Genomic DNA, 25,085 nt, shown 5'->3' with positions numbered 1-25,085 from the left:
GCTAGCATTCTCCTCTTATCTTAATGCATTTATTTTGTTTAATTTATAGGCTGGCAGATTAAAAACAATAGGGTTAAAGAGAGAAAAAATTGGGGACACTAAAAGATAGGAGGTGACGGTAGTGCTAAAAAGAATTGTTCAATTATTTATTATTTTAGCTGGAGGTACTGCTGGGTTTATTTATTTTCCATTATTGGTCACGGTGATGGGGTTTACGGGAAATACGTGGATTGATCATCCATATATTGCGCCATATATAGGGTTGGTAGTTGGGGCAATTATTCTCTATTTATTGTCATTCTGGCTGGTGGATCATATCGTTCAATTTATTAAGTTTCTTGAAGGGATATTACTTAAAGCACCATTAGCAGATTTGTTTTTTGGGAGTATAGGACTTATTTTAGGCTTATTCATTGCTTTTATTATTAATCAACCCATTCAGGATATACAGATTCTTATATTGTCACAGGTTGTTCCTTTGTTTATCATGAGTTTGCTTGGTTATTTAGGTTTTCAGGTCGGGTTTAAGCGTCGGGATGAATTTCTGAGTTTTCTTACCCTTGCTAAGAAAGATAAAAATGGTAAAAACGGTAGTGAAGAAGCGGCAGCAGAGCAGGTCCTGCCAAAGCCTAAATTACTTGATACAAGCGTTATTATTGATGGACGTATTGCTGATATTTGTCAGACATACTTTTTAGAAGGGACACTTATTATTCCGCAATTTGTTTTAGATGAGCTTCAACATATCGCAGACTCCTCCGACGCACTTAAGCGTAATAGAGGAAGGCGGGGATTAGATGTTCTTAACCGATTACAAAAGGATATTCCGATTAACGTTGAAATGTATGATGGTGACTTTGATGATATTCAAGAAGTAGATAGCAAGCTTGTCAAGCTTGCAAAGGTAATGGATGGTATTGTGGTAACAAATGATTTTAACTTAAACAAGGTTTGTGAATTTCAAAATGTTCAAGTTTTGAATATTAATGATTTGGCTAATGCCGTGAAGCCTGTTGTATTACCTGGTGAACAACTTGTCGTTCAAGTCATTAAGGATGGTAAGGAACAAAATCAAGGGGTTGCTTATCTAGATGATGGCACCATGATCGTTGTTGAAGAGGGTCGTAACTATATTGGTGATACAATTGAGGTTATCATAACAAGTGTTCTGCAAACCTCTGCCGGTAGAATGATATTTGCTAAACCAAAAGCACTTGAAAAAGCACAGTAAAAAGGGTATAACAGATTAAGAAGATAAAAAGTGATAACAGACGTTATCACTTTTTATTAGTGTTCAAAAGGATTTTGGATATTAGCAACGCGACGACTTATTTTAGAAAAGATGTGAAGCATGAAACCTTATAATGTTATTATACTAGCAGCTGGTCTAGGCAAGCGGATGGGGCTAGGCTATAACAAGCAGTTTATCCACCTCGAAGGCAAGCCGTTATTGAATCATACTTTGGAAGCCTTTGAACGGGATCGGAATTGCAACAAATTTTATATTGTCGTACGTAAAGCGGAAGAAGAACAGGTTAAGGAAATGGTAGCGATGGCATCGCTTAAAAAACCTTATCAGTTTGTCTATGGCGGGCAAGAAAGGCAAGACTCTGTGTATGCAGGGTTATGTGCCATTAAAGATCGTTCACCCTTAGTATTTATTCATGATGGTGCGCGCCCTTTTATTTCGATAAATGCGTTACAGCGGTTGAATAGATCAGTGTCAGAACATGGAGCGGCTATCCTTGCTGTGCCAGTTAAGGATACCGTTAAGCAACTGAGAGCTGAAAACGATCACTTAATAACATTAGATCGAAGTACACTATACTTGGCTCAAACACCGCAAGCATTTGACTTGCAGATGATAAAGCATGCCCATGCTGATGCCTGTAAGGCCGGTTATTACGGTACCGATGATGCATCCCTCGTTGAGCGCCTTAACCAACATGTTCAACTTGTTGAAGGAGAAAGCACAAATATAAAAATAACCACACCAGATGATCTTGAGCAGGCCGCTTTTATTTTAAGTCTGCGTGTAAAAGAGGAGGAAGACAAAAATGTTTCGAATCGGACAGGGCTTTGATGTACATGCCTTTTCACCGGATCGACCTTGTGTTATCGGTGGTGTGACCATCCCACACGAGAAAGGCTTGCTTGGTCATTCAGATGCGGACGTATTGTTACATACGATTGCAGATGCGTTGTTAGGGGCAATTGGAGCCGGTGATATTGGTAAACATTTTCCGGATACTGATCCAGCCTATAAAGATGCTGATTCAAAAATATTATTAGCACATGTGTGGCAAATGATTCAACGACAGGGATATCAATTGGGAAATCTAGATTGCACCGTCATTGCCCAGCGTCCTAAGTTGGCACCATACATAGAAACAATACGGGCAAGTATTGCAGGTATACTGAGCGTGGATGTGGACCAAATTAATGTTAAAGCAACGACAACAGAAGCATTAGGCTTCACAGGTAGAGAAGAGGGCATAGCTGCACAAGCAGTTGTCCTGATTGAAAAGCCTAATCAGACAAAGTAAAGTAAACATGCTAAAATGAGATAAGACAGTTTGAGATGATTGAAAGGGGAACAAAGACATGACAACAGATTTACGTGTGCGCTATGCACCTAGCCCAACAGGCCATTTGCACATTGGTAATGCTAGGACAGCGCTTTTTAATTATTTATATGCAAAGCACTTAGGTGGTCAATTCATCATTCGTACCGAGGATACTGATGAGAAGCGAAATGTTGAAGGTGGCGAAGAAAGCCAGCTTAATTTTCTTAAGTGGCTTGGAATTGTTTGGGATGAGGGGGCGGATATTGGTGGCGATTATGGCCCGTATCGCCAAACAGAACGGTTAGATCTATATAAGTCCTATGCTGATGACTTGTTAGAGCGTGGTTTAGCCTATCGCTGTTACATGACCGAGGAAGAACTTGAGCAAGAACGTGAACAACAAAAGGCGAATGGACAAGTTCCGAAATACTCTGGTGCCCATCGTAACCTTACCGATGCAGAGGTGGCACAATTCGAAGCAGAGGGTCGTCAGGCGAGTATTCGCTTTCGTGTGCCTAGCAGTGTGACTTATACGTTTGAGGACATTGTACGTGGGTCAATTACCTTTGAAGCAAGTGATTTTGGCGATTGGGTCATGGTTAAGAAGAATGGTATTCCTACCTATAATTTTGCGGTAGCCGTTGATGACCATTTAATGAAAATCTCGCATGTGTTACGTGGAGAAGAGCATATTTCTAATACGCCGAAGCAATTAATGATTTTCAATGCGTTTGATTGGCAAGCACCACAATATGGGCACATGACGCTTATTCTAAATGAAGAACGTAAAAAGTTAAGTAAGCGGGACCAGCATATCCTACAATTTATTGAGCAATATAAAAACCTTGGTTATCTTCCTGAAGCAATGTTTAATTTTATTGCCTTACTTGGTTGGTCTCCAGTTGGTGAAGAAGAAATCTTTACCCAGGCTCAATTCATTAGTATGTTTGATCCTGATCGCTTATCAACCTCTGCGGCCATATTTGATCCACAAAAGTTAAAATGGATGAATAATCAATATATTAAGTCGCTTACTGAGGATGAGATCGTGGAACTAGCGTTGCCGCACTTAATCGAAGCAGGTCAACTTCCGACGGCTATGAAGGAAGAAACAGAGCACTGGGCTAGACAAATCATTTTATTGTATAAGGATCAGCTGAGCTTTGGTGCTGAAATTGTTGAATTAACAAAGCTTTTTTTCCAGACAGAGATCAGTTATAATGAGGAGGCACAGCAAGTGTTGGCTGGTGAGCAGGTCCCGGTAGTCATTGAGACATTTAAACAAAAGCTTGTTGAGCTCGACATTTGGACTGCTGATGAGATAAAGCAAGGCATTAAAGCAACACAAAAGGAAACCAAGCAAAAGGGTAAGCAGTTATTTATGCCGATCCGAGTTGCGACTACTGGACAAATGCATGGACCAGAGTTACCGAATGCTATTCAATTGTTAGGGAAAGAAGTGGTCGTGACCAGACTAGAAACCCTATTGGCTAGCTTTTAATCACCTATAAATAAAGAATGTCATATAATATACTAAAAGTGTTGATGAGGAAAGCGATTAAAATCCGAATTAGTGTAGAGAAAACCACCATTGGCTGAAAGTGGTTATAATCCGTTTAATCGAATGCCCCTCGGAGTGCTTTACTGAATGCAGTTCAGTAAGTAGAGCCGGTATCTCCCGTTATGAGATTGAGCTGAGGTCATGAAGAGCAACGATCGTGATTGACCTAAACAGAGTGGAACCGCGCAAAAGGCGTCTCTGTGTATACGGATAACGATACACGGGGACGTTTTTTGCGCATATTTTGTAATTATATTTAATCTGGAGGTGGCTAACGGTGGGAGTATATAAGCGGATGAAGGAAGACGTTGAAGTTATCTTTGATCAGGACCCAGCTGCCCGTTCGTATGTCGAGGTTATTTTGACGTACTCAGGTTTGCATGCTATTTGGTCACATCGTATCGCGCATTTCTTTTATCGGCAAAAGTTTTTTTTCATTGCAAGATTAATCTCACAAATTAGTCGCCTTCTTACCGGCATCGAAATTCATCCAGGTGCTCAAATCGGTCATCGCTTTTTTATTGATCATGGTATGGGTGTTGTAATTGGCGAAACGTGTGAAATTGGCGACAATGTCACAATCTTTCAAGGTGTAACACTTGGTGGGACAGGGAAAGAAAAAGGGAAACGACACCCAACCATTAAGGATCATGCCCTTATTGCTTCAGGAGCAAAGGTGCTCGGATCTATTACCATTGGTGTGCATTCGAAGGTTGGGGCAGGGTCAGTTGTGCTAGATGATGTGCCTGACTATTCGACTGTAGTTGGCATCCCTGGCCATGTTGTTGTTCAAAATGGTGAACGCGTTAAAAGAGATCTTGATCATAACAAGCTCCCTGACCCAATTGACGAGAGTATAACAGCAATACAAATAGAGCTAGAAAAAGTAAAGCAACAGTTAGCGGCTATAGAAGGAGAGAACAAAGATGACCATTAAGCTGTACAACACATTAACCAGAAAGAAAGAAGCATTTAACCCGATTGAGCCTGGCAAGGTCAAAATGTATGTGTGTGGACCCACCGTCTATAATTATATTCACATTGGCAACGCTCGTCCCGCCATTGTCTTTGATACGGTCAGGCGGTATCTTGAATACCGTGGTTATGAAGTCAATTATGTGCTCAATTTTACCGATGTTGATGACAAGCTGATCAGGGTGGCAAATGAAAATGGTGAAGCGGTAGTGGAACTTGCGGAACGCTATATTCGGGCCTACAAGGAGGATGTTCGTGCCTTAGGTGTCAAGGAAGCGTCTATTCACCCACGTGTTACTGAATCAATGGCTGAAATTATCAGCTTAATTGCAACCTTAGTTGAAAAAGGCTATGCATACGAATCAGAGGGAGATGTTTATTTTAAAACACGGGCATTTGAGGGCTATGGTAAGCTATCGCATCAATCAATTGATGACCTGCGTTCAGGAGCAAGAATTCAAGTTGGCGAGAAAAAGGAAGACCCACTCGATTTCGCACTTTGGAAACAAGCGAAACAGGGTGAGATATCGTGGTCTTCACCATGGGGGGATGGTCGACCAGGCTGGCATATTGAGTGCTCTGCTATGGCCAAGAAGTATCTTGGCGAAACCATTGATATTCATGCAGGCGGACAAGACCTTGCATTTCCGCATCACGAAAACGAAATTGCCCAGTCAGAGGCATGCACCGGTAAGACATTCGCTAACTATTGGATTCATAATGGCTATATTACCATTGACAATGAAAAAATGTCTAAATCAACGGGCAACTTTGTCTTAGCTCATGATTTAATTGAAAAATACCCACCAGAATTATTGCGGTTTTTTATTTTAAGTGTGCACTATCGTAATCCAATTAATTTTAGCGAAGCGCTATTAGAGCAGACGCAAGGTGGGTTTGATCGGATAAAAAATGTTTATCAAAATTTAAGTCATCGGGCAGAAGCCAGCTTAAACATAGTGGCAGATACTGAAGTATACGTAGAGAAGCTACAGCAGATAGAAGCGCGTTTTAGCGAGGCAATGGACGATGATTTTAATACGGCTAATGCTATTGCTGTCTTATTCGACCTAACAAAAGAGGCCAATCTTTACTTAACGCAGAAGCAAACGAATCAGCAAACCTTACATGCATTTCAACAAGTCTTTGCTACATTCTTTGAAGTGCTTGGCTTAAAGCTGCAAGGAGCTGAAGAATTGCTAGATGCTGAAATAGACGCCCTAATTAAGGAGCGAGATCAGGCACGGCTGGATCGGAATTTTGCCCGAGCAGATGAGATCCGTGACCAGCTCAAAGATAATGCAATTATTCTTGAAGATACAGCTCAAGGCACACGATGGAAAAGAGGTTAAGCAATGCAACTTATAGAAGTTAAGCAGATGAAGAGCTTAGCACTTGCCTATATGGGTGATGCCCTGTACGAAGTGTTTGTAAGAGATTACTTGATCTGCTCTGGAAAGGCAAAGGTAAACCAGCTCCATAAAGCAGCGATCCAGTTTGTTTCTGCTAAGGCTCAGGCCAAAGTTTTACGGCATTGGTTAGAGCAAACGTATTTTAACGAGGAAGAGTTAGCGGTAATTAAGCGCGGACGAAATGCAAAATCCGGCTCAATCCCTAAGAATACTGATGTGATAACTTATCGGTATAGCACGGCTTTTGAAGCGCTTTTGGGTTTTCACTATTTTCTAGGACAGGCCGATCGTTTAAATGAACTTATGCAACAAGCAGTTGATTATAGTGAGAAAGGAGTGAATAAGAGTGACAGATGAGTGGATTATTGGAAAAAACCCAGTTAGCGAAGCATTAAAGTCAGGGCGCTCAATTAACAAATTATTTATTGCGGATCAATTAAATCAGAAAACCACCCAACAAATCCAAAGACTAGCAAAGGAAAGTGGTGTCGTGGTTAAGCAGGTACCAAAGAAAAAGCTTGATCAACTAGTTGAGGGGAACCACCAAGGCATTGCTGCGGCCGTTGCTGCTTACCAATATGTAGAGGTTGAAGATTTACTTAAAGCTGCTGAAGATAAAGGAGAGCTACCTTTTCTCATTTTATTAGATGAGATCGAGGACCCACATAACCTAGGGTCTATTTTGCGAACTGCTGATGCAGTGGGTGCACATGGTGTTATTATTCCGAAAAGACGTGCTGTGGGCTTAACGAGTACAGTAGCCAAAACATCAGCAGGCGCAATTGAATATGTGCCAGTAGCACGCGTAACAAATATGGCTCAAACAGTCGATTTTCTTAAAAGTCAGCGGGTATGGGTAGTTGGTACTGAAGCTGAGGCAACTCAGGATTATCGCGAGCTTGAAGGTGACTTACCAATAGCAATTGTCATTGGGAATGAAGGCAAAGGGATTAGTCGATTGGTTCGTGAGAAATGTGATTGGACAGTTAGTTTAGCAATGAAAGGGCATGTTTCATCTTTAAATGCGTCCGTAGCGGCAAGCCTATTAATGTACGAAGTGTACCGAAAACGCCATTTATTGGGAGACTAATTTAATGGATGTTTTATTAGTAGATGGTTATAACATCATTGGTGATTGGGACGAGCTCAAGCGATTAAAGGATCTTGATTTAGAGCAAGCAAGGAAGCTTTTAATTGACAGATTAGCCGAATATCAGGCCTATCGAGGTTACCGTGTTATTATCGTATTCGATGCTTATGGCGTAAAAGGATTAGAATCAAAAGAGACGCCATTTCAGGTTGAAGTTATCTATACTAAGGAAAAAGAGACGGCTGATCAATGTATTGAACGCCTTGTTAAGCAACTAAAGAATGTCAAAACAAAAGTTTACGTTGCGACCTCAGATTATACGGAGCAACGCACGATTTTTCAGCAAGGTGCCTATCGGAAATCAGCAAGAGAATTAGAAATTGAATACAAGCAAATAAAGAAAGAGATAAATGACGAGGTAAAAGCGTTTGAATTGAAGAAAAAAAGTCGAAATAGCTTGTTTAATGACGAAATTATGGAGAAGTTGGAGAAAATGAGGCGTGGCAGGTACTAAACCTTGTATTGACGGTCCTTAAACGCTTACTGTATAATATTTCTATATAGAGGTCAGGGAGGAGTTCAGCTTGCGCAGACAGCACCTTGGTATTGAAGAAGAACGAATGGATTACGAACAGCTTGATGATAACGAAATGATTACGTGTGTTCATCAAGGTGATAGTCAAGCTTTGGATTTTTTAATTCGGAAATACCGTGGTTTTGTGAGAGCAAAAGCAGGGACTTATTTTTTAGTTGGAGCAGATCATGAAGATATTGTGCAGGAGGGTATGATCGGACTTTATAAGGCAATTCGTGATTTTAAAAACGACCGTCGCTCTTCCTTTCGCGCTTTTGCAGACCTTTGTGTCACAAGGCAGATCATTACAGCAATCAAGACTGCGACCAGACAAAAGCACATCCCGTTAAACTCTTATATATCTTTGGACAAGCCAATGTTTGAAGAAGAATCCGAACGGACCTTAATGGATGTGATTGCAAATGTTGAAGCGATTGATGACCCGCAGGAATTGCTAATCAATCGAGAAGATCAAGGGCAGGTTGAAGGTGAGCTTGTTAAGATGCTAAGTGGTTTAGAACGAGAGGTGCTCACCCTTTACTTAGATGGTAGAACGTATCAAGAAATTTCAGTTGAATTAAATCGGCATATTAAATCGATTGATAACGCCCTTCAACGTGTTAAGAAAAAGCTAGAAAGATATTTAGATATAGCAGGGATAAAACTATAAATACCGTGAAATCAATTGCGGTGGGGCGTTGACAGGCTTTAATAAGCATGCTACATTAGTGAAGATGAACGTGCATAGATAGGATGGTTGTCATGAAGAAGATAATTCTTGCCTGTTCAGTGTGTTTAAGTCGAAATTATCATTCAGATAAAAATGCAGCGGCTACAGAGCGATTAGAGCTAAAGAAGTTCTGTAAGAAGTGTCAGACACACACACTTCACCGCGAAACGAAGTAAGCACTTATTTCTTTTATTCTTAAATTAAGTAAGTATTTTGGAAGCATATTTTACTGCTTGGCCTTAATGAGGACGAGCGCCCCTGTTTTATTAGAAATTTTTCTAGTTTGGAGGAACAACCAAGTGAAGCCAGTTACATTTTTAAAAAATGTTGCGCGAGAAATGAAGAAAGTATCATGGCCAGGTAGAGAGGAACTTTTCCGTTATACATTAACGGTTGTCGCTACTGTAGCATTTATTGCAATCTTCTTTACGATCGTTGATATGGGAATTACGCAAATTCTAAATCTTTTGTTTGATTAGAATTAGGATTTATATGCTATAATGGTTTGTGAGAGCGCTATTTCATTAAATTAAAAACCCGTCCTTACGGGTTTTTTAAATTGGAAAAAATAAATGAAGCATCTAAGGAGGTTGTTAAGGATGGAAAAGCAGTGGTTCGTTGTCCATACGTATTCTGGATATGAAAATAAGGTGAAGACAAACCTAGAGAAGCGTTTGGCTTCAATGGGGATGGAGGATAAGATTTTTCGTATTTTAGTGCCGGAAGATGAAGAAACAGAAATTAAAGATGGTAAAAAGAAGGTTTCTAAGAAAAAGGTCTTTCCTGGCTATGTGTTAGCAGAAATGATTATGACAGATGATTCTTGGTATGTTGTGCGTAATACCCCTGGCGTAACAGGGTTCGTTGGCTCGGCAGGATCGGGTTCAAAGCCGACCCCTTTACTGCCAGAAGAAGTGGATAGCGTCTTAAAACGGATGGGCATGAAAGAAGCGCCTGTGGAGATCGATTTTGAAACTGGTGAAACAGTGACTGTAACAGAAGGTCCGTTTGCCAACTTTACTGGTGCAATTGAGCATATTGATCTTGATCGTCACAAAGTAAAGGTTCACGTAAACATGTTTGGGCGTGAAACGCCAGTAGAATTGGATTTTTCACAAATTAGAAGATTATCATAAGTTTGTTGCAAGAATTCAAGATCAGCCCTTGCATTATTGTATTGAACATGCTAAAATTTTAATGTTCTTTATGCCTCGCGTATAAGGTTTAATTTTTGCATACGAATTGGAGTGGGAGGGCATTGCCCTATTACCACATCACGGACTTAAGGAGGTGTGTCTCGTGGCTAAAAAAGTAATTAAAGTAGTAAAGCTTCAAATTCCAGCGGGTAAGGCGAACCCTGCACCGCCAGTTGGACCTGCATTAGGTCAAGCCGGTGTTAACATCATGGGATTCTGTAAGGAATTCAATGCGCGTACGCAAGAGCAAGCTGGTTTGATTATTCCGGTAGAAATTACGGTTTTTGAAGACCGTTCATTTACATTTATTACAAAAACTCCACCGGCTGCTGTATTGCTTAAAAAAGCAGCGGGTATCGAAACTGCATCAGGTGAACCAAATCGCAACAAGGTTGCGACGTTGAAGCGTGACAAAGTAAAAGAGATCGCAGAAACAAAAATGCCTGATTTAAACGCAGCTGATGTAGAAGCGGCTATGCGTATGGTTGAAGGTACTGCGCGCAGTATGGGAATTGTTATTGAAGACTAATTCTTAGATGCGTTTTTTTGGAGGAGAAGGTTGTGAGTTGGCGGACGAGCCTGTACTTGCAACCTTTTTGTAGGCTGATGAACTAGCGGCATAGTCAACTAGTTTTCCGCTTAGCTATAATAAGCGGGGTCCGCTTTTTTTAAGTGGGAGGTATAACCGTTAAAACCACATTCAAGGAGGAAATAGAAATGGCTAAAAAAACGAAAAAACAACAAGAGGCTTTGAAATTAGTAGACCGTACGAAACAATACGGTATTGAAGAAGCGCTTAAATTAGTGAAAGAGAACGCAACTGCAAAGTTTGACGAGACTGTTGAAGCAGCCTTCCGCTTAGGGGTAGATCCTAAGAAAGCTGACCAACAAATTCGTGGCGCTATGGTATTACCACATGGTACTGGTAAAACACAAACTGTTCTTGTTTTCGCTAAGGGTGAGAAAGCAAAAGAAGCTGAAGCAGCTGGTGCTGATTATGTTGGAGATGCAGAATTAATCGCTAAAATTAACCAAGGTTGGTTTGATTTTGATGTTATTGTTGCAACACCTGACATGATGGCTGAAGTTGGGAAGCTTGGTCGTGTTCTTGGGCCAAAAGGTTTAATGCCGAACCCTAAGACGGGTACAGTTACGTTTGATGTAACGAAGGCTATTGAAGAGATTAAGGCTGGTAAAGTAGAATACCGTGTTGATCGTCAATCAAACATTCACGTGCCAATTGGTAAAGCATCTTTTGATTTAGAGAAGCTTATAGAGAACTTCGAAGCACTTGCTAATACATTAGTTAAAGTAAAGCCTCAATCTTCAAAAGGGACTTACGTACGTAATGTTGCTGTAACATCAACAATGGGCCCTGGTGTGAAGATTGATCCAGCTACTTTTGTAAAATAATTGCTTGACTTCATTAAAACGGTCAGCTATAATGATTAAGGTTTAAAATAATACGTTATACCGTAGACAGCAGGAGCTACTCGTTAGCTTAATTTCCTGCCGAGGTGTTGGATAATAACAGATGAGCGCTTAATAAGCTTGTCCTTACATTCACGCAATCTCCCTCACGTCTACATGATTAGATGTGAGGGATTTCTTATTGGTTCGCCAATTTTAAGAAACTTGACTGTCGGTATGATGTTTAGTCTGGTAGGAGGTGGAACAATGTCAAAGGTTATTGAAAAGAAACAGCAAGTCGTATCTGAAATCGCATCAAAATTCCAAGATAGTCAATCAACTATTTTAGTTGACTACCGTGGTCTAGATGTGGCTGAAGTGACGGAACTACGTAAGCAATTACGTGAAGCGGGTGTTGAGTTCAAAGTGTATAAAAACACGTTGTCTCGCCGTGCTGCAGAACAAGCAGAGCTTTCTGAGTTAAATGAAGTATTAGTAGGGCCAACTGCTATCGCGTTCAGTAATGAGGACGTCATTGCACCTGCAAAAGTTCTAAATAACTTTGCTAAGAATCATGAAGCATTAGAAATTAAGGGTGGCGTTATTCAAGGTAATGTTGCAACGCTTGATCAGATCAAGGAACTTGCTGATCTACCGAATTACGAGGGCTTACTTTCTATGCTACTCAGCGTGCTTCAAGCACCAGTCCGCAACTTTGCGTACGCTACAAAAGCAATTGCAGAGCAAAAAGAAGAACAAGGTGCTTAATGGGCGTAGCTTGTTAATGTAAGAAATGAACGATTAACCATAAAACAATATTTTTCTTAGGAGGAAATAAGAATGTCTAAAGAGCAAATTATCGAAGCAATCAAAGAAATGTCTGTTCTTGAGTTAAATGATTTAGTAAAAGCAATTGAAGAAGAATTTGGTGTAACTGCAGCTGCTCCTGTAGCAGCTGCTGGTGCTGCTGGTGGCGAAGCTGCTGCTGAGCAAACTGAATTTGACGTCGTATTAGAATCAGCTGGTGCATCTAAGATCAAAGTTGTTAAAGCTGTTCGTGAAATCACTGGTCTTGGTCTTAAAGACGCGAAAGACCTTGTAGATAACGCTCCTGGAGCAATCAAAGAAGGCGTTACTAAAGAAGAAGCTGAAGAAATGAAAGCTAAGCTTGAAGAAGCAGGCGCTAGCGTAGAATTGAAGTAGTAGTCATTTGCATGAAAGCTCGTCTAAACTAGACGAGCTTTCATTTGTTTCTTGAATGATGTTGATAATTAGATTATAAGTTTCCATTTAAATAATCTGGTTGTATATTAAATGGCGTTGGTAAGATAATTTCCCAAGATTAGGATCCGGCAAAAAAAGAGCCGACTCCTGCGGGAATAGTACGTACCTGAAGACCCCACAAGAAAGTGGCTCTTTTTTTGCTGGGGCAATACAAATGTTTGCTTAACTAACGCTATCTGATGAAGAACCATTAATCTAAGAAAAAAGTAGGTGCTAGTAGAATGACTGAGCAATACTTTACCGAGCAGCCCCAATCAGAAAGTAACCCCAGAACATGGACCTTCGTCTTGCGCGGCCATACCTTCACTTTCACAAGTGATATTGGTGTTTTTTCCAAAAATGAAGTGGATTTCGGTTCAAGAACGCTAATTGATGCATTTGTACCGCCCGAGATAGAGGGGGCTATTCTTGACTTGGGTTGTGGATACGGGCCAATTGGCTTGTCGCTTGCTAAGGCATTTCCAGATCGACATTTGGTGATGAGTGATGTTAATGAACGGGCGGTGAAGCTTGCTGAACAGAATGCCAAGCAGAATCAGCTAAATAATATTTCGCTCTATGTTAGCGATCGATTTACTAATATACCTGACCAAAGCTTTGCTGCTGTACTAACTAATCCGCCAATTCGAGCGGGGAAGGCTGTTGTGCACCAAATGTTTATCGATAGCTATGATCGTTTACAGGTGGGTGGGGAACTGTGGGTTGTCATTCAGAAGAAGCAGGGTGCGCCATCAGCTGTTAAGAAGTTGGAAACTTATTTCGCACAGGTTGATACGATAACAAAGAACAAAGGCTATCATATTATTCGAGCGATAAAGTAAATCTTAGGGCTTGTCTACTTCTCTCTAGTACTAGAAGAAGGCCCTTGCTAATAACTAGTTAATGGTGAAATAAGTACGATAAGTTTAGGAAAATAGATTGACTGCATTATGTCGTTGTGGTAATATAGAAAAATGCCAATAGAGAATTTTTTTGTCAAGCTTTTTTTTCGCTTTGGTAAAATTTAAATTTTACTAGGTTTTAAAACCTGCTTGATTACTCGAATTCGCTTATTAAACGCATGTATAAAGTGTATATTTTTAATGGTAAATGGACAAGATGGTGAGAACGAAAAGAAAGAGGATTAGAAGGTTTGATGCACGTGGTCAAGAAGTAATCCTTTTTTTAATTATGCCGTGATACGCTTTGTCTAAATCATGTTTGTATCGTCTGCTTTATTAAAGTAGATGTTAGCATAATGAGACTTGTAGTTATTTGACGAGTCTTTTGTGTTCGCTAGTAGTCGAACACAATATTCTGAATTAAATTATACCTATTCTATCCAATAAGTCAATAGGTGATGAGTTGGGATTAGGTGTATAAGCTTAACAAGAGAAGTATCGTTTAAGCTTTTTTGTTTTTATTCTTGATTTGAGGGGTGAAGCAGTTGACAGGTCAACTAGTTCAGTACGGACGACACCGCCAGCGCAGAAGCTATGCACGTATTAGTGAGGTACTAGAGTTACCGAATCTAATTGAAATTCAGACAGCTTCTTATGATTGGTTCTTAGAGGAAGGTTTGCGAGAAATGTTTAAAGATATTTCTCCAATCGAAGATTTCCAAGGGAATTTATCACTTGAGTTCGTCGATTACAGCTTAGGTGAGCCAAAGTATTCTGTTGATGAATCAAAAGAAAGAGATGTAACTTACAATGCGCCACTTCGTGTGAAGGTCCGGTTATTAAACAACGAGACTGGTGAAGTGAAAGAGCAGGAAGTGTTTATGGGTGATTTCCCGCTGATGACAGATACAGGGACATTTATTATTAATGGAGCTGAGCGTGTTATCGTATCCCAGCTTGTTCGTTCCCCTAGTGTTTATTTCAGTGAGAAAATTGATAAGAATGGGAAGCGCGGTTACACCGCAACTGTGATTCCAAACCGTGGAGCTTGGCTCGAATTTGAAACCGATGCTAAAGATGTTGTACATGTCAGAATTGATCGGACTCGAAAGCTACCAATTACGGTGCTATTACGTGCGTTAGGGTTTAGCTCCGACCAAGAGATCATTGATTTAATTGGTGATAATGAATACTTACGTAACACATTAGATAAGGATAATACCGAAACAAGTGAGAAAGCTCTGCTTGAAATTTACGAACGTTTACGTCCGGGAGAGCCACCTACTGTTGAAAATGCGAAAAGCCTGATTATTTCACGCTTTTTTGACCCTAAGCGCTATGACTTAGCACATGTAGGGCGTTATAAGATTAATAAAAAACTTCATATAAAAAACCGATTATTTAATCAAACGCTAGCAGAAACTCTAGTAGACCATGAAACTGGAGAAGTATTAGCTGAGAAGGGTGCGAGATTAGATCGTCGCTTACTTGATAAGATTTTACCGCACTTAGACCAAGAAGAAGGACGTATTGGTGAGTATGGCATTGAGCCAAACGATGGGGTAATAGAAGATCAAATTCGTTTGCAAGCTATTAAAATTGTTGACCCAACTGATTCAGAGGGTGAGCGTACTTTAAATGTAATTGGTAATAGCTTAGTTGATGCGAGTATTAAAAATATTGCGCCTGCTGATATTCTTGCTTCAGTTAGCTATTTCTTTAATATTTTACATCAAGTTGGCGATACAGATGATATTGATCACCTTGGTAATCGTCGTTTACGTTCTGTCGGGGAGCTATTGCAAAACCAATTTAGAATTGGTTTATCAAGAATGGAACGGGTTGTACGTGAGCGGATGTCAATCCAAGATACGTCAGCAATTACGCCGCAACAACTGATTAATATTCGCCCGGTTATTGCGTCAATTAAAGAATTTTTTGGTAGCTCTCAGCTATCTCAGTTTATGGACCAAACCAATCCACTTACTGAGTTAACGCATAAGCGTCGTTTATCTGCATTAGGTCCTGGTGGTCTGACGCGTGAACGTGCTGGATTTGAAGTGCGTGACGTTCACTATTCGCATTATGGCCGGATGTGTCCAATTGAAACACCAGAGGGACCTAACATTGGGTTAATTAACTCACTATCCTCATACGCTAAAGTAAATAAGTTTGGCTTTATTGAGACGCCTTATCGTCGAGTTGATCCTGAAACAGGTAAGGTAACAAGTCACTATGACTATTTAACTGCAGATGAACAGGATAATTTTGTTGTTGCACAAGCAAATGCACGTCTAGCTGACGATGGCTCCTTTATTGATGAAGAAGTTATTGCGCGTTTCCGTGATGAGAACGTTGTTGTGCCACGAGCACGCATTGATTATATGGATGTATCGCCGAAACAGGTTGTATCGCCAGCAACGGCTTGTATTCCTTTCTTAGAAAATGATGACTCTAACCGTGCGCTAATGGGAGCGAACATGCAGAGACAAGCGGTACCGTTAATTGAGCCACGTGCTCCAATTGTGGGTACTGGTATGGAATATGTCTCTGGTAAAGACTCAGGAGCATCTGTTATTTGTCGACACGAGGGGATTGTTGAGCGTGTTGAAGCTAAAGCTGTCCATGTACGTCGTATTGCCGTAGTTGATGGTAACGAGACACAGGGAGATCTTGATCGCTACAAATTACAAAAATTTATTCGTTCTAATCAAGGTACTTGCTACAACCAGCGTCCAATTGTTCGCGTTGGCGACAGAGTGACTAAAGGGGAGATTCTAGCTGATGGTCCTTCAATGGAAGATGGTGAGCTTGCCCTTGGTCAAAACGTTTTAGTCGGTTTCATGACTTGGGATGGTTATAACTACGAGGATGCCATCATTATGAGTGAGCGCCTTGTTAAAGAAGATGTCTATACATCAATTCATATTGAAGAATATGAATCTGAAGCACGTGACACCAAGCTCGGTCCTGAAGAAATTACTCGTGATATTCCGAACGTTGGGGAAGATGCATTACGCGATTTAGACGAACGTGGGATTATCCGTGTTGGTGCCGAGGTTGAAGATGGTGATTTACTAGTTGGTAAGGTTACACCAAAAGGAGTAACAGAATTATCAGCGGAGGAGCGTTTATTACACGCAATCTTTGGTGAGAAGGCGCGTGAGGTTCGTGATACATCATTGCGTGTGCCACACGGTGCCGGCGGAATTGTCCTCGATGTGAAAATTTTCAATCGTGAAGATGGCGATGAGCTACCGCCAGGTGTTAACCAGTTGGTTCGCGTCTACATCGTGCAGAAGCGTAAGATCCATGAAGGCGATAAAATGGCTGGTCGTCATGGTAATAAAGGTGTTATTTCAAAAATTCTTCCTGAAGAAGATATGCCATTTTTACCTGATGGAACGCCAATTGATATTATGCTTAACCCATTAGGGGTACCTTCACGGATGAACATCGGTCAGGTACTGGAATTGCATTTAGGAATGGCTGCTAGACATTTGGGCATTCACGTTGCATCACCAGTATTTGATGGTGCCAATGAGGAAGATGTTTGGGAAACGATTGAAGAAGCTGGCATGGCACGGGATGCTAAGACTGTCCTTTACGATGGCCGTTCCGGAGAACCATTTGATAACCGTGTATCTGTTGGAGTCATGTATATGATTAAGCTGGCGCACATGGTTGATGATAAGCTTCACGCTCGTTCGACTGGACCATACTCGCTTGTTACCCAGCAACCACTTGGTGGTAAAGCGCAATTTGGTGGTCAACGTTTTGGTGAGATGGAAGTGTGGGCACTTGAGGCTTACGGTGCTGCCTACACGTTACAGGAGATTCTAACAGTAAAATCCGATGATGTTGTTGGTCGTGTTAAAACCTACGAAGCAATTGTTAAGGGTGAGAACATTCCAGAGCCAGGTATCCCTGAATCGTTTAAAGTATTAATTAAAGAGTTACAGAGTTTAGGTATGGATGTGAAGATGCTTTCGGCTGATGAAGAAGAGATCGAACTTAGAGATATTGAGGATGATGATCAACCATCGGCAGAGCAATTTAATTTAGAACTTGAAGAAAAGTAACCGCATTGGTTAAACCGTTTAAAGGTGGCAATTCAAGGTGATTATTAGAGCGCTTTTGCCTTGAATTGCTAACACATACTAAAGGGAGGTAGACCCCTTGCTAGATGTAAATAATTTTGAATATATGAAAATAGGCCTAGCATCACCCGACAAGATTCGTTCGTGGTCTCATGGGGAAGTGAAAAAGCCTGAAACAATTAATTACCGTACATTAAAGCCCGAGAAAGATGGTCTATTTTGTGAAAGAATTTTTGGTCCACAGAAGGATTGGGAATGTCATTGCGGAAAATACAAGCGTGTCCGTTATAAAGGTGTCGTTTGTGACCGATGTGGTGTCGAAGTTACGAAATCAAAGGTGCGCCGTGAACGGATGGGTCATATTGAGCTAGCAGCACCGGTTTCTCACATATGGTACTTTAAAGGGATTCCAAGTCGAATGGGTCTTGTTTTAGACATGTCACCACGTGCCTTAGAGGAAGTTATCTATTTTGCAGCATACATCGTGACCGATTCAGGTGAGACGGCTCTTGAGAAGAAGCAGTTATTATCTGAAAAAGAATATCGTGCTTATCGCGATAAATACGGCCAAGGCTTCCAGGCTCAGATGGGTGCAGAAGCAATTAAGAAAATATTAGATGACATTGACCTTGAAAAAGAGGTTGAAATGCTAAGAGAAGAGTTGAAATCAGCACAGGGTCAACGTCGTACCCGTGCGATTAAGCGACTTGAAGTTATCGAGGCTTTCAGACATTCGGGTAATGCGCCTTCATGGATGATCCTTGATGTGTTGCCAATTATTCCACCAGAATTACGGCCAATGGTTCAATTAGATGGTGGACGTTTTGCGACATCAGATCTAAACGATCTCTATCGTCGCGTGATTAACCGTAATAATCGTTTAAAGCGTCTATTAGATCTTGGTGCACCAAGTATTATCGTTCAAAATGAAAAGCGGATGCTACAAGAGGCTGTTGATGCCCTTATTGATAATGGTCGCCGTGGTCGTCCAGTTACCGGTCCAGGTAACCGCCCATTAAAATCACTATCACATATGCTAAAAGGTAAGCAAGGTCGTTTCCGTCAAAACTTACTTGGTAAACGTGTTGACTATTCAGGTCGTTCCGTTATTGTTGTAGGTCCGAACTTGAAAATGTATCAATGTGGCTTACCAAAGGAGATGGCAGTAGAACTCTTTAAACCATTTATAATGAAGGAACTTGTTGAACGTGGCTTAGCGCATAATATTAAATCTGCTAAGCGTAAAATCGAACGCCTTCATGCTGAAGTCTGGGAAGTGCTTGAAGATGTGATTAGGGAGCACCCGGTTCTATTAAACCGTGCCCCGACTTTACACCGTCTAGGTATTCAAGCTTTTGAACCAACATTAGTTGAGGGGCGGGCGATCCGTCTCCACCCACTCGTATGTACAGCATATAACGCTGACTTTGATGGGGATCAGATGGCGGTTCACGTGCCGTTATCAGCAGAGGCACAAGCAGAAGCGCGTATTCTCATGCTTGCCGCCCAAAACATTCTAAATCCGAAAGATGGTAAACCAGTTGTTACACCATCACAGGATATGGTATTGGGTAACTATTACCTAACAATGGAGCGCAAAGGTGCTATTGGTGAAGGGTTAGTTATTAAAGATTTAAACGAAGCGATTATTGCTTATCAAACAGGTTATGCCCACTTGCACACGCGGGTAGCGGTTCAAGTGTCATCATTAGGAAAAGACAATTTTACCGAAGAGCAACAAGGACAATTGTTGCTAACGACAATTGGTAAGCTAATCTTTAACGATATCTTACCACCGTCATTCCCGTATATGAATGAGCCAACTCAAACCAATCTAGAGGTAGAGACACCTGCTAAGTACTTTGTGCCAAAAGGTGCAAATGTAAAAGAAGAATTGGCTAAACGTGATTTAATCCTACCATTCAAAAAAGGGATCTTAGGTGATATCATTGCCGAGGTGTTTAAGAAATTCAAGATTAGTGAAACCTCGAAAATGCTTGATAGAATGAAGGACTTGGGCTTTAAATACTCGACAAAAGCTGGAATTACTGTTGGTGTGGCCGACATTGTCGTGTTAGCTGAAAAAGAGCAGATTCTAGAAGAAGCACAAACGAAGGTAGATAAAGTATTAAAACAGTTCAGACGTGGTTTAATTACTGAGGATGAACGCTATGAGCGCGTTATTTCAATTTGGTCTAAGGCGAAAGACGTTATTCAAGAAAAACTAATGAAGTCATTAAGCCACAGAAACCCAATCTTTATGATGAGTGATTCGGGAGCGCGTGGTAACGCATCTAACTTTACCCAGTTAGCGGGGATGCGTGGTCTAATGGCCAACCCGGCCGGACGAATTATTGAGTTGCCAATTAAATCGAGTTTCCGTGAAGGTTTAACGGTTCTTGAGTACTTTATCTCAACGCACGGTGCGCGTAAAGGTCTAGCTGATACTGCCTTGAAAACAGCAGACTCGGGTTACCTAACCAGACGTCTTGTTGATGTTGCTCAAGATGTGATTATTCGTGACGATGACTGTCACACTGATAAAGGATTAACTGTTCAGGCTATCACAGAAGGTTCCGAGATTATTGAACCGCTCATTGATCGTTTGATTGGTCGGACGGCGTTCCGTACTGTCCGTCATCCACAAACAAATGAGGTTCTGGTTGAAAAGGACGCTTTTATTAATGAGGATATAGCAAAAGCAATTGTTGACGCAGATATTTCTGAAGTTACGATTCGCAGTGTATTCACTTGTAATACAAAGCATGGCGTCTGTAAAAAATGCTATGGCCGAAACTTAGCGACTGGTGAAGAGGTTGAAGTTGGAGAAGCTGTAGGTATCATTGCTGCTCAATCAATTGGTGAGCCGGGTACACAGTTGACGATGCGTACCTTCCACACAGGTGGGGTTGCAGGAAGTGATATTACCCAAGGTTTACCGCGTATCCAAGAGATTTTTGAAGCGCGTAATCCAAAAGGGCAAGCTGTTATTAGTGAGATCAATGGAACTGTTCAAGACATTACCGAAGTGAAAGAAAAACAAGAGGTAGTCGTACAGTGCTCAATTGAAACAAGAACATACACTGTTCCATACGGATCGCGAGTGAAAGTAGCAATAGGTGACGAGGTAGTAGCTGGTCAGCCATTAACTGAAGGTTCTATTGACCCGAAAGAGCTCTTGAAGTTCCAAGGTGTGGATGGTGTTCAATCTTATCTTCTCAAAGAAGTACAAAAAGTATACCGGATGCAAGGTGTGGAAATTGGTGATAAGCACGTGGAGGTTATGGTAAGACAGATGCTTCGTAAAGTACGTATTGCCGACTCTGGAGATACAGATGTGTTACCAGGTTCATTGCTTGAAATTCACCAATTCCGTGAAGCAAACAAAAAAGCGCTTCTTGACAGTAGAGAGCCTGCCGTTGGTCGTCCGGTATTACTAGGAATTACCAAGGCATCTCTTGAGACAGATTCATTCTTATCTGCTGCATCATTCCAAGAGACAACACGTGTTCTTACTGATGCTGCTATTAAAGGTAAGCGTGATGAGTTGTTAGGTCTTAAAGAGAACGTCATTATTGGTAAGCTTGTCCCAGCTGGAACAGGTATGCAACGGTATCGCAAAATTGAAGCACAGACAGAGCTTCCGGTTGAGAATGTTGTTGAAGAATTGCCAGAAGACGAGCAAACAGTTAATTAAAGAAATGGTTTAACAACCTAAAAAAGTATTGTACCCCTTCACTGAAAAATCTCGATTTTAAGTTGACATTAATCGGTGAGGGTGGTACTATATTCAAGGTGCTTCTGTTACCTTAATGCTTTGGAGGATATGTATATGTCTTATGAAAAAGTAATTCAAGCAAAGGATCGCTTAATTATTGGTACAAAACAGACGATTAAAGCGATGAAAGGCTTAGAGGTGAAGGAGGTTATTATTGCTGAAGATATTGATCTTGGCATGATAACTAAGCTATCTAAGCTCGCTGATGAAATGAATATTCCATATCAAATGGTTGATTCTAAGAAAACATTAGGAAAAGCCTGTGGGATTGAGGTTGGAACAGCAGCAGTAGCGATAAAGCAATAGAGTTTTGATGAATTAACAAGCGTTGATTCATGAAGACTTTGTTTTTTGCTTATAAATGAACCACCTGGATGTGTGGTATTACAACTAAGGAATGAGAGGAGGAAAAAACTATGCCAACTATTAATCAACTAGTTCGCAAAGGGCGTGTGAGCAAGACAAAAAAATCTGACTCACCTGCTTTAAATAAAGGGTACAACAGCTTCAAGAAATCTTTGACTGACCAATCATCTCCACAAAAACGTGGTGTATGTACGCGTGTTGGTACTTTAACACCTAAGAAACCGAACTCGGCTTTACGTAAATATGCTCGTGTTCGTTTAACAAACGGTATTGAGGTAACTGCTTATATCCCTGGAATTGGTCACAATCTTCAAGAGCACAGTGTTGTTCTTATCCGTGGAGGTCGTGTAAAGGATTTACCGGGTGTGCGTTACCATATTGTTCGTGGTGCGCTTGATACAGCTGGTGTTGATGGCCGTATGCAAGGTCGTTCTAAATATGGAACAAAGCGTCCTAAAAAGAAATAACGTTTAAAAATTTTATGATTGACTTCAGTGAAAGGAGGTTAGACTATGCCACGTAAAGGTCCTGTAACTAAACGTGATGTCTTGCCAGATCCGTTATATAACTCAAAGCTAGTGACTCGGTTGATCAACCAAATTATGGTTGATGGAAAAAGAGGTAAAGCTCAAAAAATTCTTTATAGTGCGTTTGAACTTGTTCAACAACGTAGTGATCAGCCTGCTATTGATGTATTTGAGCAAGCAATGAAAAATGTTATGCCAGTACTTGAGGTTCGTGCTCGCCGTGTTGGTGGTTCAAACTACCAAGTGCCAGTTGAAGTGCGTCCAGAGCGTCGTCAGGCATTAGGTCTTCGTTACATTGTAAATTACTCACGCCTACGCGGAGAGAAAACAATGGAAGAGCGTCTTGCTAATGAAATTCTTGATGCATCGAATAACACAGGTGCGGCTGTTAAGAAACGCGAAGATATGCACAAAATGGCAGAAGCCAACAAAGCATTTGCACACTACCGCTGGTAGTATCCAAGGCTTTGTTGCCTACCTGCTAAGACGTAAATATGATCATGAATTAGGAAGGAGAAAGACATATGCCTAGAGAGTTCTCCTTGGAGAAAACACGTAATATCGGTATTATGGCTCACATTGATGCAGGTAAAACAACTGCAACAGAGCGTATTCTTTTCTACACAGGAAGAATTCATAAAATCGGTGAAACGCATGAAGGTGCATCTCAGATGGACTGGATGGAGCAAGAGCAAGAGCGTGGTATCACCATTACATCAGCAGCAACAACAGCTCAGTGGAAAGGCCACCGTATCAACATTATTGATACACCAGGACACGTAGACTTCACAGTAGAAGTTGAGCGGTCATTACGTGTATTAGATGGTGCGGTAACAGTTCTTGATGCACAATCAGGTGTAGAACCACAAACTGAGACAGTTTGGCGCCAAGCAACGACTTACGGTGTACCTCGTATTGTGTTTGTTAACAAGATGGACAAAACAGGTGCTGACTTCATGTACTCTGTTGGTACATTAGATGATCGATTAGGTGCAAATGCACACCCTGTTCAGTACCCAATTGGTGCTGAAGATGATTTTGAGGGGATCATTGATTTAATTACCATGGAAGCTTACTATTATGAAGATGATCTTGGTACACGAAGTGAATCAAGAGAAATTCCAGCTGATCTAAAAGAGAAAGCAGACGAGCTGCGTGTCCGCTTAATAGAAGCTGTCGCTGAATTAGATGAAGATTTAATGATGCGTTACTTAGAAGGCGAAGAGATCTCTAATGAAGAATTAAAGCAAGCGGTTCGTACAGCTACTTTAAGTGTAGAATTCTATCCAGTATTCTGTGGATCAGCCTTTAAAAACAAAGGTGTTCAGCTTCTTATTGATGGTGTAGTCGATTACTTGCCAGCACCAACTGACATTCCTGCAATTCAAGGACATGTTCCAGAAACTGAGGAAGAAGTTTCACGTAAAGCTAGTGATAACGAGCCGTTCTCAGCGTTAGCGTTTAAAGTAGCAACTGATCCATTTGTTGGTAAATTAACCTTTTTCCGTGTTTACTCTGGTACATTGAGCTCTGGCTCTTACGTCCAGAATTCAACAAAAGGTAAACGTGAGCGTGTCGGTCGTATCCTACAAATGCATGCCAATTCTCGTGAAGAGATTGACCAAGTATACGCAGGAGACATCGCTGGTGCTGTAGGTTTGAAAGACACTGGAACAGGGGATACTTTATGTGATGAGAAAAATCTCGTAATCCTTGAGTCAATGGATTTCCCAGAACCAGTAATCTCTGTAGCTATTGAGCCAAAATCAAAAGCTGACCAAGATAAAATGTCAGTTGCGTTAGGTAAATTAGCTGAAGAGGATCCAACCTTTAGAACTGAAACAAACCCTGAAACGGGTCAAACGATTATCTCTGGTATGGGTGAGCTTCACCTTGATATCATTGTTGATCGGATGAGACGTGAATTTAAAGTTGAAGCTAACGTTGGTGCTCCACAAGTATCTTATCGTGAGACATTCCGCGGATCTGCTGAAGTCGAAGGTAAATTCGTTCGCCAATCAGGTGGTCGTGGACAATATGGTCACGTTTGGGTTAAATTCGAACCTAACGAAGAAGGTGCAGGTTACGAATTTATTAACAAGATTGTTGGGGGAACTGTACCTCGTGAATATATTCCATCTGTTGAAGCTGGTATTAAGGAATCAATGGAAAACGGTGTTATTGCGGGATACCCATTAATCGACGTAAAAGCAACACTTTATGATGGTAGCTATCATGATGTTGACTCGAATGAGACAGCGTTTAGAGTAGCGGCTTCAATGGCGCTTAAAAATGCGAAAAGCAAATGTAGCCCAGTTCTACTTGAGCCAATGATGAAGGTAGAGGTTGTTATCCCTGAAGAATATATGGGAGATATTATGGGAGACGTTACTGCTCGTCGTGGTCGCGTTGATGGTATGGAAGCTCGTGGAAATGCACAAGTTGTTAAAGCGTTCGTTCCACTTGCTGAAATGTTTGGTTATGCAACTGCATTGCGTTCTAATACGCAAGGTCGCGGTACTTATACAATGGTGTTTGATCATTATGAAGAAGTACCAAAGAGCGTTTCTGAAGAAATTATTAAGAAAAATGCTGGTGCATAATTGATTTTTTGTTGAAATTAAAGTATAACTT

24 protein-coding genes and 2 other annotated features are annotated in these 25,085 nt (G+C 41.0%); all 24 genes read left to right on the top strand.

Annotated features, from left to right (window positions below; all coding sequences use genetic code 11):
• The first annotated feature begins 121 nt into the window (after nt 1-121).
• The 24 genes from BM000_RS14385 (at nt 122) to fusA (ending at nt 25,054) form a co-directional block, all read left to right on the top strand.
• Nucleotides 122-1,231 carry a PIN/TRAM domain-containing protein gene (locus tag BM000_RS14385; RefSeq protein WP_091499792.1) on the top strand — a complete coding sequence of 370 codons (1,110 nt, stop codon included), beginning with the start codon at nt 122-124 and terminating at the stop codon, nt 1,229-1,231.
• A 120-nt stretch (nt 1,232-1,351) separates the two neighbouring features.
• Entirely contained in the window at nt 1,352-2,083 is a 732-nt protein-coding gene (gene ispD, locus BM000_RS14380) for a 2-C-methyl-D-erythritol 4-phosphate cytidylyltransferase (protein WP_091499791.1), read from the top strand.
• Entirely contained in the window at nt 2,058-2,546 is a 489-nt protein-coding gene (gene ispF / locus BM000_RS14375; RefSeq protein ID WP_091499789.1) for a 2-C-methyl-D-erythritol 2,4-cyclodiphosphate synthase, read from the top strand. The genes ispD and ispF overlap by 26 nt, the downstream gene beginning before the upstream one ends.
• A 58-nt stretch (nt 2,547-2,604) precedes the next feature.
• Entirely contained in the window at nt 2,605-4,068 is a 1,464-nt protein-coding gene (gltX, locus tag BM000_RS14370) for a glutamate--tRNA ligase (RefSeq protein ID WP_091499787.1), read from the top strand.
• Between the two features lie 32 nt (nt 4,069-4,100).
• Nucleotides 4,101-4,331: a binding site (T-box leader), on the top strand.
• Nucleotides 4,332-4,423: 92 nt separating this feature from the next.
• Complete coding sequence (gene cysE / locus BM000_RS14365) at nt 4,424-5,065, top strand: serine O-acetyltransferase (protein WP_091499810.1); 642 nt, start codon at nt 4,424-4,426, stop codon at nt 5,063-5,065.
• Nucleotides 5,055-6,455, top strand: coding sequence for a cysteine--tRNA ligase (gene cysS / locus BM000_RS14360; RefSeq protein WP_091499785.1), 1,401 nt, complete (start codon nt 5,055-5,057; stop codon nt 6,453-6,455). The genes cysE and cysS overlap by 11 nt, the downstream gene beginning before the upstream one ends.
• Before the next feature lie 3 nt (nt 6,456-6,458).
• A complete protein-coding gene (locus tag BM000_RS14355) occupies nt 6,459-6,872 on the top strand; it encodes a Mini-ribonuclease 3 (protein WP_091499783.1) in 414 nt (137 codons plus the stop codon).
• Nucleotides 6,862-7,605, top strand: coding sequence for a 23S rRNA (guanosine(2251)-2'-O)-methyltransferase RlmB (gene rlmB, locus BM000_RS14350; protein ID WP_091499781.1), 744 nt, complete (start codon nt 6,862-6,864; stop codon nt 7,603-7,605). Before BM000_RS14355 ends, rlmB begins: the two co-directional genes overlap by 11 nt.
• Before the next feature lie 4 nt (nt 7,606-7,609).
• On the top strand, nt 7,610-8,119 hold the full coding sequence (locus tag BM000_RS14345) for an NYN domain-containing protein (RefSeq protein ID WP_091499780.1): 510 nt from the start codon (nt 7,610-7,612) through the stop codon (nt 8,117-8,119).
• A 70-nt stretch (nt 8,120-8,189) separates the two neighbouring features.
• The gene (gene sigH, locus BM000_RS14340; protein WP_281246005.1) at nt 8,190-8,849 is read left to right on the top strand and encodes an RNA polymerase sporulation sigma factor SigH; all 660 of its coding nucleotides are present in this window, start codon (nt 8,190-8,192) and stop codon (nt 8,847-8,849) included.
• Nucleotides 8,850-8,941: 92 nt separating this feature from the next.
• Nucleotides 8,942-9,085, top strand: a complete 144-nt coding sequence (gene rpmG, locus BM000_RS14335) for a 50S ribosomal protein L33 (protein ID WP_425425185.1) — start codon at nt 8,942-8,944, stop codon at nt 9,083-9,085.
• 123 nt (nt 9,086-9,208) lie between these two features.
• Complete coding sequence (secE, locus tag BM000_RS14330) at nt 9,209-9,388, top strand: preprotein translocase subunit SecE (protein WP_091499777.1); 180 nt, start codon at nt 9,209-9,211, stop codon at nt 9,386-9,388.
• Nucleotides 9,389-9,508: 120 nt separating this feature from the next.
• The gene (gene nusG, locus BM000_RS14325; RefSeq protein ID WP_091499775.1) at nt 9,509-10,045 is read left to right on the top strand and encodes a transcription termination/antitermination protein NusG; all 537 of its coding nucleotides are present in this window, start codon (nt 9,509-9,511) and stop codon (nt 10,043-10,045) included.
• A gap of 163 nt (nt 10,046-10,208) precedes the next feature.
• On the top strand, nt 10,209-10,634 hold the full coding sequence (gene rplK, locus BM000_RS14320; protein WP_017473682.1) for a 50S ribosomal protein L11: 426 nt from the start codon (nt 10,209-10,211) through the stop codon (nt 10,632-10,634).
• Nucleotides 10,635-10,777: 143 nt separating this feature from the next.
• Nucleotides 10,778-11,518 carry a 50S ribosomal protein L1 gene (gene rplA, locus BM000_RS14315; RefSeq protein WP_091499772.1) on the top strand — a complete coding sequence of 247 codons (741 nt, stop codon included), beginning with the start codon at nt 10,778-10,780 and terminating at the stop codon, nt 11,516-11,518.
• A 42-nt stretch (nt 11,519-11,560) separates the two neighbouring features.
• Nucleotides 11,561-11,724 (top strand) — a sequence feature (ribosomal protein L10 leader region).
• A gap of 58 nt (nt 11,725-11,782) precedes the next feature.
• Nucleotides 11,783-12,283, top strand: coding sequence for a 50S ribosomal protein L10 (gene rplJ, locus BM000_RS14310; protein WP_091499770.1), 501 nt, complete (start codon nt 11,783-11,785; stop codon nt 12,281-12,283).
• Nucleotides 12,284-12,355: 72 nt separating this feature from the next.
• A complete protein-coding gene (gene rplL / locus BM000_RS14305) occupies nt 12,356-12,718 on the top strand; it encodes a 50S ribosomal protein L7/L12 (protein WP_091499768.1) in 363 nt (120 codons plus the stop codon).
• 302 nt (nt 12,719-13,020) lie between these two features.
• Nucleotides 13,021-13,620, top strand: coding sequence for a class I SAM-dependent methyltransferase (locus BM000_RS14300; RefSeq protein WP_091499767.1), 600 nt, complete (start codon nt 13,021-13,023; stop codon nt 13,618-13,620).
• A 596-nt stretch (nt 13,621-14,216) separates the two neighbouring features.
• Entirely contained in the window at nt 14,217-17,762 is a 3,546-nt protein-coding gene (gene rpoB / locus BM000_RS14295) for a DNA-directed RNA polymerase subunit beta (RefSeq protein ID WP_177178310.1), read from the top strand.
• 97 nt (nt 17,763-17,859) lie between these two features.
• Nucleotides 17,860-21,477 (top strand): DNA-directed RNA polymerase subunit beta', encoded by a 3,618-nt coding sequence (rpoC, locus tag BM000_RS14290; RefSeq protein ID WP_091499764.1) that lies wholly within the window; start codon nt 17,860-17,862, stop codon nt 21,475-21,477.
• 135 nt (nt 21,478-21,612) lie between these two features.
• On the top strand, nt 21,613-21,864 hold the full coding sequence (locus BM000_RS14285) for a ribosomal L7Ae/L30e/S12e/Gadd45 family protein (protein WP_091499762.1): 252 nt from the start codon (nt 21,613-21,615) through the stop codon (nt 21,862-21,864).
• Nucleotides 21,865-21,974: 110 nt separating this feature from the next.
• Nucleotides 21,975-22,391, top strand: a complete 417-nt coding sequence (gene rpsL, locus BM000_RS14280; protein WP_091499761.1) for a 30S ribosomal protein S12 — start codon at nt 21,975-21,977, stop codon at nt 22,389-22,391.
• Nucleotides 22,392-22,436: 45 nt separating this feature from the next.
• Entirely contained in the window at nt 22,437-22,907 is a 471-nt protein-coding gene (rpsG, locus tag BM000_RS14275) for a 30S ribosomal protein S7 (protein WP_091499759.1), read from the top strand.
• Nucleotides 22,908-22,975: 68 nt separating this feature from the next.
• Nucleotides 22,976-25,054 carry an elongation factor G gene (fusA, locus tag BM000_RS14270; RefSeq protein ID WP_091499758.1) on the top strand — a complete coding sequence of 693 codons (2,079 nt, stop codon included), beginning with the start codon at nt 22,976-22,978 and terminating at the stop codon, nt 25,052-25,054.
• The last annotated feature ends 31 nt before the right edge of the window (nt 25,055-25,085 follow it).

Origin of the sequence: Amphibacillus marinus, assembly GCF_900110345.1 — a bacterium.
GTDB classification, from domain to species: Bacteria; Bacillota; Bacilli; order Bacillales; family Amphibacillaceae; genus Amphibacillus_D; species Amphibacillus_D marinus.
The sequence above is the reverse complement of the archived record's forward strand: the minus strand, read 5'-3'. Positions and strand labels throughout refer to the sequence as shown.

Bases quoted from the DNA above. Each gene is read 5' to 3' on its own strand.
- BM000_RS14300 (WP_091499767.1), top strand. From the start codon at position 13,021: ATGACTGAGCAATACTTTACCGAGCAGCCCCAATCAGAAAGTAACCCC.
- BM000_RS14345 (WP_091499780.1), top strand. From the start codon at position 7,610: ATGGATGTTTTATTAGTAGATGGTTATAACATCATTGGTGATTGGGAC.
- cysS (WP_091499785.1), top strand. From the start codon at position 5,055: ATGACCATTAAGCTGTACAACACATTAACCAGAAAGAAAGAAGCATTT.
- gltX (WP_091499787.1), top strand. From the start codon at position 2,605: ATGACAACAGATTTACGTGTGCGCTATGCACCTAGCCCAACAGGCCAT.
- rpmG (WP_425425185.1), top strand. From the start codon at position 8,942: ATGAAGAAGATAATTCTTGCCTGTTCAGTGTGTTTAAGTCGAAATTAT.
- BM000_RS14285 (WP_091499762.1), top strand. From the start codon at position 21,613: ATGTCTTATGAAAAAGTAATTCAAGCAAAGGATCGCTTAATTATTGGT.
- rplJ (WP_091499770.1), top strand. From the start codon at position 11,783: ATGTCAAAGGTTATTGAAAAGAAACAGCAAGTCGTATCTGAAATCGCA.
- rpsL (WP_091499761.1), top strand. From the start codon at position 21,975: ATGCCAACTATTAATCAACTAGTTCGCAAAGGGCGTGTGAGCAAGACA.
- BM000_RS14355 (WP_091499783.1), top strand. From the start codon at position 6,459: ATGCAACTTATAGAAGTTAAGCAGATGAAGAGCTTAGCACTTGCCTAT.
- nusG (WP_091499775.1), top strand. From the start codon at position 9,509: ATGGAAAAGCAGTGGTTCGTTGTCCATACGTATTCTGGATATGAAAAT.
- rplL (WP_091499768.1), top strand. From the start codon at position 12,356: ATGTCTAAAGAGCAAATTATCGAAGCAATCAAAGAAATGTCTGTTCTT.
- cysE (WP_091499810.1), top strand. From the start codon at position 4,424: ATGAAGGAAGACGTTGAAGTTATCTTTGATCAGGACCCAGCTGCCCGT.
- fusA (WP_091499758.1), top strand. From the start codon at position 22,976: ATGCCTAGAGAGTTCTCCTTGGAGAAAACACGTAATATCGGTATTATG.
- ispD (WP_091499791.1), top strand. From the start codon at position 1,352: ATGAAACCTTATAATGTTATTATACTAGCAGCTGGTCTAGGCAAGCGG.
- ispF (WP_091499789.1), top strand. From the start codon at position 2,058: ATGTTTCGAATCGGACAGGGCTTTGATGTACATGCCTTTTCACCGGAT.
- rpsG (WP_091499759.1), top strand. From the start codon at position 22,437: ATGCCACGTAAAGGTCCTGTAACTAAACGTGATGTCTTGCCAGATCCG.